The organism is Streptomyces resistomycificus (assembly GCF_001514265.1).
GTDB lineage: Bacteria > Actinomycetota > Actinomycetes > Streptomycetales > Streptomycetaceae > Streptomyces > Streptomyces resistomycificus.
Genome location: NZ_KQ949002.1, coordinates 20,899 through 38,050, shown reverse-complemented (window position 1 = coordinate 38,050; position 17,152 = coordinate 20,899). Strand labels below are relative to the sequence as shown.

Sequence of the window (17,152 nt, the reverse complement as noted above, 5' to 3'; positions counted from 1 at the left end):
AGGGATGGCGACGAAGCGTATGACCCCCGGTTTCTCCGACCAGGTGATGGGCCTGGTCAAGTCCCTGCGCACCGACGCACCCGACTGTGTCGCCTCCGGCGTGGTCGACATGTCCACCGGCATGCTGCTGTCGTACGAGACCGTCGACAACCACCCGCCCGAGGTCCTCGACCTGCTGGCGGGCGCGACCCTCGACCTGTTCCAGGGCCGCACGGTCGTGATGATCGAGGACGTCTTCAAGGAGCGCCGCGGGAGTGCCGGTGACAACCACTTCTTCCAGGAGATCCTGGTCAACAGCGAGAACCTCACGCACCTGTTCGTGCGGATGAACGAGCAGCAGGACGTCGTCGCGGTGGTCGTCTGCCGCAAGTCGGTCAACGTGGGCATGCTGTTCGCGCAGGTCCGGCGGGTGATCCGGGAGTACAGCCTGTGACCCCCCGTGGGCCCCTCCTCACCGGGGAGGGGCCCACGGGCCTCGGCTACTCCGTGCGCAGCCCGTCCGGCCGCATCAGCCTGAGCAGCGGCGGCAGGCTGAGCAGCGTCACCACCAGGACGACCGCGGCACCGAAGCCGGTCATCGACAGCACGCTCGGCCAGTCCACCCGGACGGTCGTGTCCGTCATCCGCAGCAGGACCGCGCCCAGTGTCAGCCCCACCACCGAGGCCAGCAGCAGACCGAGGGCGATCGGGATCGCCGTCTGCCACAGCACCGACAGGCTCAGCGTGCGCCGCCGGGTGCCGAAGGCGACCAGGGACGACAACAGCTTCTTGCGCTCGCGCAGTTGCTCCAGCTGCGACACCAGCAGGCTCGCCCCGATCAGCGCCAGCACACACGCGGCGCCGACGAACAGGCCGGTGCGGATGGCGGTGAAGCGGTCGGTCTGCTCGGCCGAGTGCCAGACCATGGGCTCGCTCAACGAGTCCATGGCCGCCGCGGTGTTGCGCACCCGGTCGGCCACGTCCGGCACGGTCTCGTCGAGTCCGAGGTACAGCTGCCCGTCCAGCGCCGGAGCGGCCGCGGCCGGCACCGCCTTCGGGGTGAGGAGCAGCCCGCCGCGCTTCCATCCCGTCGGGTCGGTGCGGGCCTGCGCCCGCTTCAGCTCCGAGGGCAGCACCCAGGGGATCTCGGCACCCTTCGGGCCGTTGGTGAAGGACGTGTCGAAGTACAGCGTCCGGCCGGTCTTCGCGATCTTCGCCGTGTCGGTGTCGTAGTCGGCACCCCGGACGGTGAACACGTCACCGTCCCGGCACGAGGGCAGGTGTGCCACCTCGCGCAGTGACGCGCAGTCCCCGACGGTGACCTGGGAGGTGAGCTGCGCATCCTTGCGCCGCTCACCGACGTACCCCTCGGAGTAGGCGTAGACCTCGCGCACGCCCTCGGTCTGCCGGAACTTCTCGGAGGCCTGGCCGAGCGGCACCTCCTCGCGGATCGTCACCTGCATCTGCGCCCGGGTGACGTCGTAGCCGGTGTCCTTCGTGTAGTCGCTCTCCACGCCGGCGAACAGCATCTGCAGCGCGATCGCCCCGGCCACCGCGACCGCGATGCCGTTGACCATGCGGGCCGCCATACCGCTGCTCAACTGGAGTCGGCGTACGGCAAGTTGCCAGGCCACGCCGCCCCCGCCGAGCCGGCCGACCACCGCCTCGACGATCCACGGCAGCAGCGTGGTCACACCGACGAGCAGCATGATGACTCCGCCGACGACCAGGTACTGGTTGAAGTCGCCGCCGTCGCGCCCCTGTCCGACCATCGGGTAGAGCATCGCCAGCCCGGCCAGCGGCAGCAGCAGCCGCCACCACAGCCGGCGGCGCGCGGGCTTCGCCGTACGCACCACTCCGAGCGGCTCGATGACCACCCTGCGCAGCGCGAACAGCGTGACGAGCACGGAGGCGGCCGGTACCGCGAGGCCGACCAGCAGGACCAGCGCGGGGGAGGGGTTCAGGTCGCTCGGGAACACGCTGACCCGCCACACCACGATCGAGCCGGCCAGCTGACGGCCGGCCAGGAAGAAGCCCGCGCCGAGGAGCAGTCCGAGGACCGCGCCCGCGAGTGCCTCACCGGCGGCGATCCGCCGGGTCGACCGGCTGTCGGAGCCCACCAGCCTGAGGGCCGCCAGCCGCCGGTCGCGCCGCTCGCCGCCGAACCGCACGGCCGCGGCGATGAACACGGCCACCGGCATCAGCAGCACCACGAAGACCACGAGGATCAGCAGCAGCAGGACCGGGTCGGTCCGCTCGGTGCTCGGCTGGGGGTCGCCGAACCGGTCGATCCGGGCGATGGTGCCCCCGTCGATCCCCCGGGCGGCGAGATCGGCTCCACCCCGGAAGAAGGTGAGTTCGGACGGGTCGACCAGCCCGTCCTGGCTCACCGTGCCGGTGATCCGGTCCGGCAGCCGCTCCCGCAGCAGCTTCCCGTCGGCCGACTCCAGCACCTTCCTCAACGCGGGGGAGACGACCATCTCGCCCACCGCCGGGAACTCGTCCAACCCCGGCGGCAGCGGAGCCCGCGGTCCCTCGGGCTCCAGCAGCCGGCCCCGGATGTCCATGTCCCGGAAGGTCGTCCCCGCGCTGCCCACCAGGAGCGTGTCGGCCGCCTTCGGTATGGGCGTCTCCTGGTAGGTGATGTCGGTGCGCGCGTCCCCGCGGTCGTGCCGCTGCGCCAGCGCGTTCGGGATGGCGGTCGTCAGCAGCAGCAGCGCCACCCCGAGCCCGACGCCGACAGCCGTCAGCGTGGCCCGGATCCACCCCTCGCGCCCGCCGGCGAACGCGAACCTGACCCCCATGGCAAGGTCCCTCGACCACTGCCTCAGATTCATACGACGCGCTCCATGTCCCGGGACTTCCCGTCCCGTACGACGATCTCGCGGTCGGAGTAGGCGGCCACCCGGGCCTCGTGCGTGACCAGCACGACGGCGGCGTTGGTGGACCGGGCGGCGTCGGTGAGCAGCTCCATCACCCGCTCGCCGTTGTAGGAGTCGAGGGCGCCGGTCGGCTCGTCCGCGAACAGCACGCGCGGGTCGGTGACCAGGGACCGCGCGACGGCGACCCGCTGCCCCTGCCCGCCGGACACCTCTCCGGGCCGCTTCTTGCGCAGGTCGTCGACCTCCAGCCGCTCCATCCAGGTGAGCGCGGCCTGCTCGGCGGCCTTGCGGGAGGCGCCGTTCAGTCTGAGCGGGAGCGCCACGTTCTCCACGCAGGTCAACTCGGGTACCAACTGCCCGAACTGGAAGACGAACCCGAACTCGCTGCGCCTGAGCGCACTGCGCTGGGCGTCGTTCATGGTCGCCATCTCGCGCCCGTTGTACGTGATCGACCCCGAGTCGGGCGTCACGATCCCGGCGAGACAGTGCAGCAGGGTCGACTTGCCGGACCCGGACGGGCCCATCACGGCGACGACCTCACCGGCGTGGATGGAGAACTCGGCACCGTCGAGTGCGACGGTCGGCCCGTACGCCTTGCGCAGCGCGTCGGCCGTGAGCAGGGAACCGGCGGGAGCGGTCACTGGGCCACCACCTCGGCGAGCTTGTCCAGCCGCGCGGCCGTCAGTTCGAGCCAGCGCAGGTCCGCCTCGAGGTGGAACAGCGCGTGGTCGCAGATGAGCTGGTCGGCGAGATCGCCCTTGCGCTTGCGGTCGGTGAGGATCCGCATCAGCCGCAGGTGCTCGGCGCGCTGGTTGTCGAGGATGTCGCCCGCGTCGCGCCGGGTGAGCAGCGCCAGGACGACCTTGGTGTACAGGGTCGACTGGAGGTACGGCTCGGGCTTCTCCGGTGTGGCGAGCCACCGCTGTACGTCGGTGATGCCGGCCTCGGTGATGGCGTACCGCTTGCGCTCGGGTCCGCCGCCGGGTTCGATCCCGTCGACCTCCACGAGGCCGTTCTTCAGGAGACGGGACATCGTCGAGTAGACCTGGCCGTAGTGCAGCGGCCGGTCGTGACCGAACTTCTCGTCGAAGGCCCGCTTCAGGTCGTAACCGTGACGGGGGCCGGACTCCAGGAGTCCCAGGAGAGTGTGACCGATGGACATGAGAGGACTGTACATACCGTGTATACCCCGCATGTATACGCCCGGTGCGCAGACCTTGGCGGCGCGTGTCGAGGCGCAGGTGGGGGCCCATTGTCACGGTTCTGCTACACGGGGGCCGGGGGTCACGGGCAGGGGTCGGAGGCCGGGGGTCACGGGCAGGGCCGGGAGGCGAGGGCCGGAGGGTCGGCCGGGCCGTACAGGTGCCCCGTCGTGGCGTCGCCGTCGGTGGACGGTCCGGGCTCGCCCTACGCGTCCGGCTCGCGTGGGGGTCGCCCCCGGCGGGGGAGCGGGCCGGTCTCGCCCGGCAGGCGGCCGGCGTCCTTGAGGGCGCGTCGCAGCAGGAACTCGATCTGCGCGTTGGCCGAGCGCAGTTCGTCGCCGGCCCACCGGGCGAGCGCCTCGTACACCGCGGGGTCCAGCCGCAGCAGCACCTGCTTGCGCTGCTGCGGCCGGCGCTGAGGGGCCGGGCCCTCGGACGGATCCGTCACTGGTAGAGGGTTCCCGTGTTGAGGACCGGCTGCGGTGCCCGGTCGCCGCACAGCACCACCATCAGGTTGGACACCATCGCCGCCTTGCGCTCCTCGTCCAGCGCCACGATGTCCTGCTCGGCGATCCGGGCGAGTGCCGCCTCGACCATGCCCACCGCGCCGTCCACGATCTGCCGCCGCGCCGCGACGACCGCCCCGGCCTGCTGCCGCTGGAGCATCGCCGAGGCGATCTCTGGGGCGTAGGCGAGGTGGGTGAAGCGGGACTCGATGATGGCGACACCGGCCGCCTCCACGCGCGCGTGCAGTTCGACGGCGAGCTTCTCGGTGATCTCCTCGGCGTTGCCGCGCAGCGAGAGGCCGTCCTCCTCGTGGGCGTCGTAGGGGTACTCGATGGCGATGTGCCGCACGGCCGCCTCGGTCTGCGTGGAGACGAACTCCAGGAAGTCGTCCACCTCGAAGGAGGCCTGCGCGGTGTCCTCCACCCGCCACACCACGACCGCGGCGAGCTCGATCGGGTTGCCGTAGGCGTCGTTGACCTTGAGCACCGCGGTCTCGTGGTTGCGGACGCGGGTCGAGATCTTCTCCCGGGAGGTGAACGGGTTCACCCAGCGCAGTCCGTCCTCGCGGATCGTCCCCCGGTAGCGGCCGAAGAGCTGGACCACCCGGGCCTCGCCCGGCGCCACCGTGTTCAGGCCGCACATCGCGATGAAGGCGGAGAGCGCGAGCAGCAATCCGGCGATGAACAGCGCGGCCTGGGCGCCGCCCGGGATCGTCGACGCCGAGGCGGTCACGACCATACCGATGCCGACCAGCAGGCCGGTCAGGCCCAGCAGCAGTGCGAGCGCCCCGCCGATGCTGTGAGCGGCGAACTCCCGGACGCGTGGGTCGGGCATCCGTGGTACGTCGGCGGCGGTCGCGGAGTCGTTCGTGGTGGTGTTCGCGGACATGGGTGGTCCCCCCGTTTCACTAGCTTGTCGCTTGCTAAGTGATATCACTTTACCGCGTCCGGCAACCCTTCGCCCCTCTCAGGGGTCGGTTCCTTTGGGACAGGTGCTGATTGTCACGTCCGTAAAAGACGGGATCGAAGGCCCTTTGTCATATACAGCGGTGTTAGCTTTCTGAGCTGACCTGAGCCACGAACCTGTGTGACAGCCGAGAAGGAAGCGGAGCGAGCGGACTCATGGGACGAGCGGAAGAGAGACGGGCGCGGCAGCGCGGTGGCCGCCGCGCGGCGCCGAAGAGCCGCCGCTCGTCGGCTGCGGGCGGGACGTCCGGGAAGAGCGTCATACGCAGGCTCTTCACCTGGAAGAAGATCCTCGGCACCTTCTTCGGCCTGTGCCTGCTCGGCATCGGCGCGTTCATCGCGCTGTACATGATGGTCGACATCCCCAAGGGCAACGCGGCCGCCCAGCAGCAGAGCAACGTCTACAAGTACAGCGACGGCAAGATCCTCACCCGCGACGGCGAGACCAACCGCGAGATCGTGGAGCTCAGCGAGGTCCCCGAGCCCGTCCGGTACGCGTTCGTCGCTGCGGAGAACAAGAGCTTCTACACGGACGCCGGCGTCGACCTCAAGGGCACCGCCCGCGGTCTGATCAACACCCTGTCGGGCAAGGGCAAGCAGGGTGGTTCGACGATCACCCAGCAGTACGTCAAGAACTACTACCTGAACCAGGACCAGACCGTCACGCGCAAGCTGAAGGAACTGGTCATCTCGTTGAAGGTGGACCGTACGACGTCCAAGGACGACATCCTCGCGGGCTACATCAACACCAGCTACTACGGCCGCAGCGCCTACGGCATCCAGGCCGCCGCCCAGGCCTACTACCGCGTCGACGCCAAGGACCTCTCGGTCGCGCAGGGCGCCTACCTCGCCGCGCTGCTCCAGGCGCCCAGCCAGTACGACTGGGCGGTCGCCGACAAGACCGGCCGGGCCCTGGTCACGGAGCGCTGGAACTACGTCCTGGACAACATGGTCGAGGAGGGCTGGCTCGACAAGGCCAAGCGCGACGCCATGAAGTTCCCGGTGCCGAAGGAGCCCAAGGGCGCCCCCGGCCTGGACGGCCAGAAGGGCTACCTGGTCGACCTCGCCAACCGGCAGGTCGAGGACCAGCTGATGGCGGAACAGGGCATCTCGCGCTCCGAGGCCGAGGCCCAGGTCGTGGACCAGGGCTGGACCATCACCCTGAACATCGACAAGAAGAAGCAGGCCCAGCTGGAGAAGGCCGTCAAGGCCCAGCTGACCAGCAAGCTGGACGGCGACAAGCGGTCCGTCGACAAGGACATCCAGGCCGGCGCGGTCTCCGTCGATCCCGAGACGGGCAAGGTCGTCGCCCTGTACGGCGGCGTCGACTACTACAAGCACTACCTCAGCAACGCGACCCGTGCCGACTACCAGCCCGCGTCGACGTTCAAGCCGGTGATCCTCGCCGCCGCGCTGGAGGACAAGGCCCGGACCCAGGACGACAAGCCGATCACCGCGAGCACGGTCTACGACGGCACCAGCAAGCGTCCCGTCGAGGGCAGCGACATCGCCTTCGCGCCGGAGAACGAGGACGACCAGAACTACGGCGACGTCACCGTCCAGACGGCGATGAACAAGTCCATCAACTCCGTCTTCGCGCAGATGGGCGTCGACGTCGGCATGGACGAGGTCCTGGAGGTGGCCGGCAAGCTCGGCATGGAGACCGCCGACCTCAAGGCGGTGCCCGCGCAGACCCTCGGCACCATGGGCGCGAGCCCCCTGCAGATGGCCGGCGTCTACGCCACCCTCGACAACCACGGCAGGAAGGTCAGCCCGACCATCGTCAAGTCGGCCGAGCACAACACCCGCCTGGTCAAGATGCCCGACCCGATCGGCGACCAGGTCATCAGCCGTGAGGCCGCCGACACGGTCACCTCGGTGCTCACCGGCGTGGTCGACGACGGAACGGCCCAGAAGGCCGTGCGCGACAACACGGAGCGCGACGGCCAGCAGGTCGCCGGCAAGACGGGTACCTCCGACGACAACAAGTCGGCCTGGTTCACCGGCTACACGCCGGACCTGGTCACCTCGGTCGGCCTGTTCGGCGAGGACGAGAAGACCCACGCCCAGACCAAGATGTACGGCGCGGCCGGCCTCGACCGCGTCGACGGCGGTGGCTTCCCGGCGCAGATCTGGGCGGCGTACATGTTCGGCGTGACGGCCTCGGACACCAAGTTCGACCTGGACACCACCCAGGGCGCGGCGGTCCGGCCGACGAGGTCGCCGACCCCGACCCGGACCCCGACGCGGACCCCGTCGAAGGAGCCGACCACCGAGGCCCCCACCTCGGAGCCCCCGACGACCGAGCCCGCGACGACCAAGCCGCCGTCCCCGACTCCGACGCCCACCCCGACGACCGAGCCCGCCCCGACTCCGACGACCACCCCGCCGGCGGAGATCGACCCGACGGACCCGTTCGATCCGAGAGACGACCAGTAGGGACGGGTCCCGAGGAGGACCGCAGCGACAGGAAAGGGCGCCCGGCAGACCGCCGGGCGCCCTTCGCTCTCCTGGCCGGTGTCAGCCTCGGTTCAGCTCGAACCACACCACCTTGCCGGTGCTGAGCCGTGTGGCCCCCCACCGCCTGGCCAGCCGGTTCACCAGATACAGCCCACGTCCGCCCTCGTCCGTGGCCCGCGCCTGCCGCAGCCGGGGCAGTTGCGGCACATCGTCACCGACCTCGCAGCGCAGCACGTCCGTCCGCAGCAACCGCAGCGTGATCGGCCGCGACGCGTACCGCACGGCGTTCGTCACGACCTCGCTGACCAGCAGCTCCACGGAGTCGGTCAGCTCCTCCATGCCCCAGCGGGACAACGCCCGCCGGGCCAGCCGCCGGGCCCGGCCGGGCGCCGCGTCCTCCGGCTCCAGGAACCAGTACGCCACGTCGCTCGGCGCGATCCCGTCGAAGCGGGCGGCGAGCAGCGCGATGTCGTCGTCCCGGTCGCCCGGGCCGAGCATGTCGAGCACCTCGTCGCACAGCGCCTCGAGGGGCGGCGGATGGTCGGGGCCCGTGAGCTGCGCGGTGGCGGCGAGCTTCTCGCGCAGCTGCTCTATCCCGGTCCACACGTCCCTCAGCCGCGACTCGACGAGCCCGTCCGTGTAGAGGAGCAGGGTCGCTCCGGCCGGCGCGTCCAGCTCCACGGCCTCGAAGTCGACGCCGCCCACCCCGATCGGCGCGCCCGGCGGCACCCGCAGCACCTCGGCCCGGCCGCCCAGGTGCAGCAGGACCGGCGGGGGATGTCCGGCGTTGGCGATGGTGATGCGGTGTGAGACCGGGTCGTAGACGGCGTACAGGCAGGTCGCCATGCGGTCGGTGCCGAGGCGCTGGGCCTGCTCGTCGAGATGGTGCAGGACCTCCTGCGGCGGCAGGTCGAGCCCGGCGAGGGTCTGCGCGGTGGTCCGCAGCTGCCCCATGATCGCCGCGGACGTCATGGAGTGCCCCATGACGTCACCCACCACGAGCGCCACCCGGCTGCCCGGCAGCGGGATCGCGTCGTACCAGTCACCGCCGACCCGCGCGGTCTCGGCGGCCGGCAGGTAGCGGGACGCCAGCCGTACGCCGGTGGGCCGCGGCAGCGTCTCCGGCAGCATGGTGCGCTGCAACTCGTCCGCGATGTACGCCTCACGGCCGTACAGCACCGCCTTGTCGATACCCAGCGCGCTGTGCGTGGCGAGCTGGGCGGCCACGAGCAGGTCGTCCGGCTCGAAGGCGAGGCGCTCGGGGCGTCGCAGGAACAGCGCGGCACCGATGACCCGGCGCCGGCCGCGCAGCGGGGCGAGGATCGCGCGCTGTCCGGGGGGTACGACGAAGTCGCCGCCCTCGCCCAGCAGTTCCGTCAGCGCGGCACGTACGTCCTGGGTGTCCGTGAACACCGGGCGTACCCCGCGCAGCACTTCGGCGAGCGCGCTGCCGGGGCGCACCTCGCACAGTTCGGTGCCGATCGTCTCCAGCTCGGTGGGCTCCGGCTGGAACACGGCGCTGAAGCCGCCGTCGGTGTCCCGCTCCTCGGGGATCCGGTCGGTGCGGCGCAGCCGCAGCACGAGGGGCCCGGTGGGCCGCTCGTCGCCGACCGGCAGCGGGTCGCGCAGATAGACGAGGATCGCGTCGGAGAAGGTCGGCACGGTCGCCCGGCACAGCCCCATCACGATCTCGTCCAGGTCGATGCCGCGGGCGATCCGGCGGGTGGCGGCGCCGACGAACCGCAGCCGGTCCCCGTCCCGCCGCATCGGCGTGGGCCGGTTCGACACCATCCCCTGTCCGGTACGGCGCTCCTGGCCTCCGGTCTGGGAACGGTCCTGCTCGAGGCCCGGCTGGGCCGGGATCGCCTCGGGGACGGGGCGCGGACGGTGCTCCCCCACGCTCGAATCCGCTTGCGCGGGAGGGGCTCCCATGGGCTCGGCGGCCGCGGACTGGGAGTGCTCGGGATCGGTACCTACGGCTCTGGTGTCCTTACCGCTCGAAGTCGTCGTGCCGGGGCCTGCGGGCGGCGTCTCACCGGCGCGCGCCTGTGCCGGTAAGCCGCCGGCGCCGGGCGCGTGCGACGGCGTATCGGCACTGCGCGGGTGCGAAGGCGCCGGGGGACGCAGGAGCGCCCCGCGGGGATCCGCGGGGTCGACGCCCGTCTGGGGGCGTTCGAAGGAGGTCGGCTGCTCCGTCACGCGTGTCGAATCCGTCCGTATGGGGCTGCACGCCGCGCGTGCAGTTCGTCCCGCCGAGAACCCGATACCCGGAATACGTGTCCCAGGAACGGGTTTCCCGCGTGGTCAGAGGCTGTTCCTGTGCCACCGGCGCGAGCAGTGCCGCTCACGCCGGTGTTGCCCTCGTACCCCTCGCTCACGTCCTGCCGCCCCTCGGTGACGATCGGTCAAGCCCAGCGCGTGCTCCGGTAGTTGTCACTGCGCGCCCTTGCGGAGGACGATCCTACGTTTCTTGCCCGGGGGCGCATCAAGGGTCTCATGACGACATGTGCGCGGGCGTACGATCCCAGTCCTCCGGCAGGACCGGGACACTCCAGGACGGATCGGGACGCCAGTGCTGCCAGCCGTCCGAGAACGGCTGCCCCCAGGCCTCGATCACCTCCACCGCCGAGCGGCCGGCCTCCCGCACCCTCCGCGCCAGTTGGGCGTCCATCAGCCCGTCCCGCTGGGCCTGCGCGAACTCGTCCTCGTCCCGCCAGTGCCAACTGCGGTCGGGATGTACGGAGATGTCCAGGAAGTGGTCCTCGGAGTCCACCCCGCCCTCCCAACGCGTCAGCGGCTCCTCCAGGTTCACGTACCAGTTCTTGAAGCGCCAGCCCGGATCCCAGAACAGCCACACCGACCACGGCTCACCCGGCCGCGCGAGCTTCAGCACCCCGGTCCCGAACCACCGGTCCCGCTGCACGCCGCGCGGCTTGGTGTAGCGGGTCTCCAACGGCTCCACGTGCACCGGAGTACCGTCGGCGAGCACCGGCTTCACGCACTCGGTGCCGGGCGCCATCCACACGGCGAGCAGCTCGCTGTCGTCGCGGACCACGGTGACGGGCCGGGCGATGTGGAAGCGCGCGCCACCGTTCTCCCGGTAACGCCACAGGATCTGACTCCCGGGCGCCCAGAAGACCGCCGACCCGCCCGCTTCCGCTCTCACCGCTCCACCGTCTGCCATGGACAGATATTAGGTGCCATAGGCATACGACGCTGCGGTACGCGTCACGGTTCACGCGCCGGGCGCCCGGCGGGCGCGATCGGTTACGGGTGCGTCATCCGCAGGACATCCAGCGCCTCGTCCAACTGTTCCTCGGTGAGGTCGCCGCGCTCCACGTACCCGCTCTCCAGGACGACCTGACGGATGGTCTTCCGTTCCGCCAGCGCCTTCTTGGCCACCTTCGCGGCCTCCTCGTACCCGATGTACTTGTTGAGCGGCGTCACCACCGACGGCGAGGACTCGGCGTACTCGCGGGCCCGGTCCCGGTGGGCGACGATCCCGTCGACGGTCCGGTCGGCGAGCAGCCGGGACACGTTGGCGAGCAGCCGGATCGACTCCAGGACGTTCTTGGCGATCACGGGCAGCATGACGTTCAGCTCGAAGTTGCCGGCCGCGCCGGCGATCGCGACGGTCGCGTCGTTCCCGCCGACCTGCGCGGCGACCATGAGCACGGCCTCCGGGATGACCGGGTTGACCTTCCCGGGCATGATCGAGGACCCGGGCTGGAGGTCGGGCAGGGAGATCTCGGCGAGCCCGGTGCGCGGCCCGGACGCCATCCACCGCAGATCGTTGGCGATCTTCGTGAGCCCGACGGCGATGGTCCGCAGCTGCCCGCTGGTCTCGACGATCCCGTCCCGGGCGCCCTGCGCCTCGAAGTGGTCGCGGGCCTCGGTGAGCGGCAGCCCGGTGGCCCGGGCGACCTCCTCGATCACGGCGGCGGAGAAGCCGGGCGGCGTGTTGATCCCGGTGCCGACGGCGGTCCCGCCGAGGGGCAGCTCGGCGAGCCGCGGAAGGGACGCCTCGAGCCGCTCGATCCCGTACCTGACCTGCGCCGCGTACCCCGCGAACTCCTGGCCAAGGGTGACCGGGGTGGCGTCCATGAGGTGGGTCCGCCCCGACTTCACGACGTCGGAGAACTCCTCGGCCTTGCGTCCGAGCGCGGCGGCGAGGTGGTCGAGCGCCGGGATGAGGTCGCGGGTGACGGCGGCGGTGGCGGCGATGTGGATGGAGGAGGGGAAGACGTCGTTGGACGACTGCGAGGCGTTGACGTGATCGTTGGGGTGCACGTCCCGGCCCAGCCGCTCGGTCGCGAGCGTGGCGACGACCTCGTTGGTGTTCATGTTGGACGAGGTCCCCGACCCGGTCTGGAACACGTCCACGGGGAAGTGCTCGTCCCACCGGCCCTCGGCGACCTCCCCGGCCGCCTCCTGGATCGCCTCGGCGACGTCCTTGTCGAGCACCCCGAGCCGCGCGTTCACCTTCGCCGCGGCTCCCTTGATACGGGCGAGCGCCTCGATGTGGGCCCGCTCGATCCGCTGCCCGGAGACCGGGAAGTTCTCCACGGCCCGCTGGGTCTGGGCCCGCCACTTGGCGTGGGCGGGAACCCGCACCTCGCCCATGGAGTCGTGCTCGATGCGGTACCCGCTCCCGGGACCCTGCTCCTGCTCGTCGCTCATCGACGATCACCTCCACGTCTCACAGCGTTCGCGACGCGACCACTGTTCCCCGTAGAGCCGACGTGTCACCCCGGTCGAGGGAGCGGAGCCCCTGGGGGGACGGGACGGGGAGGAGCGGCGGGGGCGATATCCGCCCCCGCCGCACCCCGCAGGCGCTACGCCAGACCCGGCCCCCGGACCGGAATGGTCGTGAACGTCGGCGCCGGAGCAGGATCCTGGAAGAAGTCGTTGCCCTTGTCGTCGACGACGATGAACGCCGGGAAGTCCTCGACCTCGATCTTCCAGACGGCCTCCATGCCGAGTTCCTCGTACTCGACGACCTCGACCTTCTTGATGCAGTCCTGGGCGAGACGGGCGGCCGGGCCGCCGATGGAGCCGAGGTAGAACCCGCCGTGCGTGTCGCACGCGTTGGTGACCTGGGCGGAACGGTTGCCCTTGGCCAGCATCACCTTGGAGCCGCCCGCGGCCTGGAACTGCTCGACGTAGGAGTCCATGCGGCCGGCCGTGGTCGGGCCGAAGGAACCGGACGCGTACCCCTCGGGGGTCTTGGCCGGGCCCGCGTAGTACACCGGGTGGTCCTTCAGGTACTGCGGCATCTCCTCGCCCGCGTCCAGCCGCTCCTTGATCTTGGCGTGCGCGATGTCACGGGCCACGACCAGCGGGCCGGTGAGGGAGAGCCGGGTCTTGACCGGGTACTTCGTCAGCTCGGCCAGGATGTCGTCCATCGGCTGGTTCAGGTCGATCCTTACGACGTCGCCGGCCTCGTCGAGGTGCTCGTCCGTCGTCTCCGGCAGGAACCGCGCCGGGTCCGTCTCCAGCTGCTCGAGGAAGACGCCCTCGGCGGTGATCTTCGCGACGGCCTGCCGGTCGGCGGAGCAGGACACGGCGATGGCGACGGGGCACGAAGCTCCGTGCCGCGGCAGCCGCACCACCCGTACGTCGTGGCAGAAGTACTTGCCGCCGAACTGCGCGCCGATCCCGATCTTCTGCGTCAGCTCGAAGACCTTCTCCTCCAGCTCCTTGTCCCGGAAGCCGTGACCGAGCGGGGAGCCCTCGGCGGGGACCTCGTCCAGGTAGTGGGCGGAGGCGTACTTCGCCGTCTTCAGGGCGTACTCGGCGCTCGTGCCGCCGACGACGATCGCCAGGTGGTACGGCGGGCAGGCGGCCGTACCCAGCGAGCGGATCTTCTCCTCCAGGAACTTCATCATGGAGGCCTCGTTCAGGACGGCCTTGGTCTCCTGGTAGAGGAAGGACTTGTTGGCGGAGCCGCCGCCCTTGGCCATGAAGAGGAACTTGTAGGCGCCGCCGTCGGTGGCGTACAGCTCGATCTGCGCCGGGAGGTTGGAGCCGGTGTTCTTCTCCTCCCACATGGTGAGCGGAGCCATCTGGGAGTAGCGCAGGTTCAGGTTCAGGTACGCGTCGTAGATGCCGCGGCTGAGCGCCTCCTCGTCGCCGCCCTGGGTCAGCACGTTCTGTCCGCGCTTGCCCATGACGATCGCCGTGCCGGTGTCCTGGCACATCGGCAGCACGCCCGCGGCCGCGATGTTCGCGTTCTTCAGGAGGTCCAGCGCCACGAACTTGTCGTTGCCCGACGCCTCGGGGTCGTCGATGATCCGGCGCAGCTGGGCCAGGTGGGCCGGGCGCAGGTAGTGCTGGATGTCGTGGATCGCCTCCTCGGCGAGCTTGCGCAGCGCCTCCGGCTCGACCTTGAGGAACGTCCGCCCGTCGGCCTCGAAGGTGGAGACACCCTCGGAGGTCACCAGCCGGTAGGGGGTGGTGTCCTCTCCCATGGGGAGCAGATCGGTGTACGCGAACTCAGGCATCTCGCCCATTCCTCACTCGACAGACGGCCGCTGGCCTCCATTGGCAGCGCCCACCAGCGTAGAACCTGTCGCTGACGGCGGTCTTGTGAGGTAATCCTCAGTTGGCCGGATCCGGGTTGTCCACAGGCCTAGTCGCGATCTATCGCGTTTGGGTACGCTGCTGTCGTGGACCTTCAGAAGCACACCGAACCGCAGGTGCGGACCCCGGCCGAGCTGCGCGCGTCGGACGCCGACCGCGACCGCGTCGCCGACATCCTGCGCGAGGCCCTCGCCGAGGGCCGCCTGACCGCCGACGAGCACGCCGAGCGCGTCGAGGGGGTGCTGGCGGCCAAGAAGGTGGGCGAGCTGGAGGTCTTCATCCAGGACCTGCCGGCCGCCCACGAGCGCCGGACCACCCCGCTGTACACCCCGGCCCCCAGCCGCCCCACCGACGCGATCCCGCACGACCCGGACGACAACGTGGTCGCGGTGTTCAGCAGCGCCGTCCGCAAGGGCCGCTGGCGAGCGGGCCGCCGTATCCACGCCTACGCCGTCTTCGGCAGCGTCGAGATCGACCTCAGCGAGGCGATCTTCGAGTACCGGCAGGTGGTCATCAGGGCGATCTCGGTCTTCGGGAGCGTCGAGGTGCGCGTCCCGGAGAACGTGTCGCTGCACGGCACCGGCGGCGGGGTCCTCGGCAACTTCGAGGTGGACAGTCTGGACGCGTCGGATCCGGACGCCCCGGCCGTCTACGTCGACGGCTGGGCCGTGCTCGGCAACATCGAGGGCAGGCCCAGGCGCGGCAAGCTCGTCGCGGACATCCTGGACCGGGTGCACCGCAAGGTCGACAGGACTTTGCGCAGGCACCTGGATCATTGACGGTCGTGAATGCGGGGGCGTGCGCGGCCGAAAGGATCACTCTCGGACGGGCGTGAGAGCGCGTAAGGGCCCTGGGAATCCAGCGGTTGGGAACTCAGTGCATAGGCGCGCGCACAGCGGGTAGGCCTTGTCGCATCGTCGCTCGCTCGCGAAGCCGTCGTCAGGAGTAGACCGTGCTGCAACCGCCGCATTCGTCCCTGCAGGTAGCTGCCGTTCCGGCCCAGCGGGTGCCAGTGCGGGACAGGGACCAAGACGCACCCTGGCACACCGAGGCGGTGTGCCGGCGCGATGAGGCCGGCCTGTTCTTCGCACCCTCCAAGGAGCCCACGGCCGCCCGTCTCTCCCGGGAGCAGGCCGCGAAGCGGGTCTGTGGCGGCTGTCCCGTCATGGTCGAGTGCCGCGAGCACGCGCTCCTGCAACCCGAGCCGTACGGGGTCTGGGGCGGCCTGACCGCCGCCGAACGCCGCGTGGTCCTGGCCAGGCGCCGCCGCCGCGAGGTGGAGCTGAACAAGGCGGTGAGGGCGACGGACCGCATAGCGGCAGCAGGCTGACACGAGGAGAGGGGCGCCCCCACCGCACCGGGGGCGCCCCTCTGCTTCTGCTTCTGTGCTCGCCAGGCCCTGCCGCTCGGGAGGCGGGCCGTGCCTGCCCCGACGGGCGCCCCTACTTGGCGCGGTCGAAGTCGATGGCGCTGTAGGCCCGCAGCTTGCTGAGCCGGTGCTCGGAGTTGATCTTGCGCACGGTCCCCGACTTCGACCGCATCACGATCGAGTCGGTCGTCGCGGTCTCCGACCGGTACCGCACGCCCCGCAGCAGCTCGCCGTCGGTGATGCCGGTCGCGACGAAGAACACGTTCTCCCCGGACACCAGGTCGTCGGTCATGAGCACGCGGTCCAGGTCGTGCCCCGCGTCGATCGCGCGCCGGCGCTCCTCGTCGTCCTTCGGCCACAGCTTGCCCTGGATGGTGCCGCCCAGACACTTCACGGCACAGGCCGAGATGATGCCCTCCGGCGTGCCGCCGACGCCCAGCAGCAGGTCGACGCCGGTGCCCTCGCGCAGCGCCAGGATCGAGCCGGCCACGTCGCCGTCGGAGATCAGCCTGATGCGCGCGCCGGTCTCCCGGACCTCGTCGATGAGGCCCTCGTGCCGCGGCCGGTCCAGGATGACGACGGTGACGTCCTCGGGCGTGGACCGCTTGGCCTTGGCGACCCGGCGGATGTTCACGGACACGGGCGCGTTGATGTCGACGAAGTCGGCGGCCTCGGGCCCGGTGACCAGCTTGTCCATGTAGAAGACGGCGGACGGGTCGAACATCGAGCCGCGGTCGGCGGCGGCCAGCACCGCGATGGCGTTGGTCATGCCCTTCGCGGTCAGCGTGGTGCCGTCGATCGGGTCGACGGCGATGTCGCACTCGGGCCCGGTGCCGTCGCCGACGCGCTCTCCGTTGAAGAGCATCGGGGCCTCGTCCTTCTCGCCCTCTCCGATGACGACGACGCCGTTCATCGAGACGGTGGAGACGAGGGTCCGCATGGCCCGTACCGCGGCACCGTCGGCGCCGTTCTTGTCGCCCCGTCCGACCCAGCGACCCGCGGCCATCGCCGCCGCTTCGGTCACCCGGACCAGTTCCAGGGCGAGGTTGCGGTCGGGAGCTTCGGAGGGGACTTCGAGTTCGGACGGCAGATGATGATGCTCGGTCATCGAGGCGCACCTTTCTGATACGACGACGGCCGGATGAGGGTGTGGGCCAGACTCTATCGTCAGGCAGACAAAATGAGCAGGGGGCCCCACGGATGAGC

The 17,152-nt window shown here is 70.6% G+C and carries 14 protein-coding genes; 4 read left to right on the top strand and 10 right to left on the bottom strand.

Features of this window, described 5'->3' with window-relative positions:
- Positions 1-4: 4 nt before the first annotated feature.
- Positions 5-433, top strand: a complete 429-nt coding sequence (locus AQJ84_RS34140; RefSeq protein WP_030041928.1) for a hypothetical protein — start codon at positions 5-7, stop codon at positions 431-433.
- A 46-nt stretch (positions 434-479) separates the two neighbouring features.
- Here AQJ84_RS34140 and AQJ84_RS34135 read toward each other — a convergent pair whose 3' ends face one another.
- The 5 genes from AQJ84_RS34135 to AQJ84_RS34115 form a co-directional block, all read right to left on the bottom strand.
- A complete protein-coding gene (locus AQJ84_RS34135; RefSeq protein ID WP_053192147.1) occupies positions 480-2,816 on the bottom strand; it encodes an ABC transporter permease in 2,337 nt (778 codons plus the stop codon).
- Complete coding sequence (locus AQJ84_RS34130; RefSeq protein WP_030041929.1) at positions 2,813-3,502, bottom strand: ABC transporter ATP-binding protein; 690 nt, start codon at positions 3,500-3,502, stop codon at positions 2,813-2,815. Before AQJ84_RS34130 ends, AQJ84_RS34135 begins: the two co-directional genes overlap by 4 nt.
- Positions 3,499-4,023 carry a PadR family transcriptional regulator gene (locus AQJ84_RS34125; protein ID WP_030041930.1) on the bottom strand — a complete coding sequence of 175 codons (525 nt, stop codon included), beginning with the start codon at positions 4,021-4,023 and terminating at the stop codon, positions 3,499-3,501. Before AQJ84_RS34125 ends, AQJ84_RS34130 begins: the two co-directional genes overlap by 4 nt.
- A 245-nt stretch (positions 4,024-4,268) precedes the next feature.
- Positions 4,269-4,511: a hypothetical protein gene (locus AQJ84_RS34120; RefSeq protein WP_030041931.1), complete on the bottom strand. Its 243-nt coding sequence runs from the start codon at positions 4,509-4,511 to the stop codon at positions 4,269-4,271.
- The gene (locus AQJ84_RS34115; protein WP_030041932.1) at positions 4,508-5,458 is read right to left on the bottom strand and encodes an SPFH domain-containing protein; all 951 of its coding nucleotides are present in this window, start codon (positions 5,456-5,458) and stop codon (positions 4,508-4,510) included. Before AQJ84_RS34115 ends, AQJ84_RS34120 begins: the two co-directional genes overlap by 4 nt.
- Before the next feature lie 233 nt (positions 5,459-5,691).
- Here AQJ84_RS34115 and AQJ84_RS34110 point away from each other — a divergent pair, with 233 nt between their 5' ends.
- Positions 5,692-7,974 carry a transglycosylase domain-containing protein gene (locus tag AQJ84_RS34110; protein ID WP_053192149.1) on the top strand — a complete coding sequence of 761 codons (2,283 nt, stop codon included), beginning with the start codon at positions 5,692-5,694 and terminating at the stop codon, positions 7,972-7,974.
- Between the two features lie 81 nt (positions 7,975-8,055).
- Here the strand turns inward: AQJ84_RS34110 and AQJ84_RS34105 are convergent, their stop codons facing one another.
- From AQJ84_RS34105 to AQJ84_RS34090, 4 genes are all read right to left on the bottom strand, one after another.
- The gene (locus AQJ84_RS34105) at positions 8,056-10,194 is read right to left on the bottom strand and encodes a SpoIIE family protein phosphatase (RefSeq protein ID WP_053192151.1); all 2,139 of its coding nucleotides are present in this window, start codon (positions 10,192-10,194) and stop codon (positions 8,056-8,058) included.
- A gap of 295 nt (positions 10,195-10,489) precedes the next feature.
- Positions 10,490-11,179: a cytidylyl-2-hydroxypropylphosphonate hydrolase gene (fomD, locus tag AQJ84_RS34100; RefSeq protein ID WP_030041936.1), complete on the bottom strand. Its 690-nt coding sequence runs from the start codon at positions 11,177-11,179 to the stop codon at positions 10,490-10,492.
- Positions 11,180-11,262: 83 nt separating this feature from the next.
- A complete protein-coding gene (locus AQJ84_RS34095; protein ID WP_030041937.1) occupies positions 11,263-12,675 on the bottom strand; it encodes a class II fumarate hydratase in 1,413 nt (470 codons plus the stop codon).
- Between the two features lie 155 nt (positions 12,676-12,830).
- A complete protein-coding gene (locus AQJ84_RS34090) occupies positions 12,831-14,498 on the bottom strand; it encodes a fumarate hydratase (protein ID WP_030041938.1) in 1,668 nt (555 codons plus the stop codon).
- Between the two features lie 165 nt (positions 14,499-14,663).
- Between AQJ84_RS34090 and AQJ84_RS34085 the strand changes: the two genes are divergently transcribed.
- Both AQJ84_RS34085 and AQJ84_RS34080 read left to right on the top strand, forming a co-directional pair.
- Positions 14,664-15,356, top strand: coding sequence for a DUF1707 SHOCT-like domain-containing protein (locus AQJ84_RS34085; protein WP_030041939.1), 693 nt, complete (start codon positions 14,664-14,666; stop codon positions 15,354-15,356).
- Positions 15,357-15,529: 173 nt separating this feature from the next.
- Positions 15,530-15,907 (top strand): WhiB family transcriptional regulator, encoded by a 378-nt coding sequence (locus tag AQJ84_RS34080; protein ID WP_030041940.1) that lies wholly within the window; start codon positions 15,530-15,532, stop codon positions 15,905-15,907.
- Between the two features lie 112 nt (positions 15,908-16,019).
- Here the strand turns inward: AQJ84_RS34080 and glpX are convergent, their stop codons facing one another.
- A complete protein-coding gene (gene glpX, locus AQJ84_RS34075) occupies positions 16,020-17,054 on the bottom strand; it encodes a class II fructose-bisphosphatase (protein ID WP_030041941.1) in 1,035 nt (344 codons plus the stop codon).
- Between the last annotated feature and the right edge of the window lie 98 nt (positions 17,055-17,152).

Bases quoted from the DNA above. Each gene is read 5' to 3' on its own strand.
- AQJ84_RS34090 (WP_030041938.1), bottom strand. From the start codon at position 14,498: ATGCCTGAGTTCGCGTACACCGATCTGCTCCCCATGGGAGAGGACACC.
- AQJ84_RS34125 (WP_030041930.1), bottom strand. From the start codon at position 4,023: ATGTCCATCGGTCACACTCTCCTGGGACTCCTGGAGTCCGGCCCCCGT.
- fomD (WP_030041936.1), bottom strand. From the start codon at position 11,179: ATGGCAGACGGTGGAGCGGTGAGAGCGGAAGCGGGCGGGTCGGCGGTC.
- AQJ84_RS34115 (WP_030041932.1), bottom strand. From the start codon at position 5,458: ATGTCCGCGAACACCACCACGAACGACTCCGCGACCGCCGCCGACGTA.
- glpX (WP_030041941.1), bottom strand. From the start codon at position 17,054: ATGACCGAGCATCATCATCTGCCGTCCGAACTCGAAGTCCCCTCCGAA.
- AQJ84_RS34110 (WP_053192149.1), top strand. From the start codon at position 5,692: ATGGGACGAGCGGAAGAGAGACGGGCGCGGCAGCGCGGTGGCCGCCGC.
- AQJ84_RS34140 (WP_030041928.1), top strand. From the start codon at position 5: ATGGCGACGAAGCGTATGACCCCCGGTTTCTCCGACCAGGTGATGGGC.
- AQJ84_RS34095 (WP_030041937.1), bottom strand. From the start codon at position 12,675: ATGAGCGACGAGCAGGAGCAGGGTCCCGGGAGCGGGTACCGCATCGAG.
- AQJ84_RS34135 (WP_053192147.1), bottom strand. From the start codon at position 2,816: ATGAATCTGAGGCAGTGGTCGAGGGACCTTGCCATGGGGGTCAGGTTC.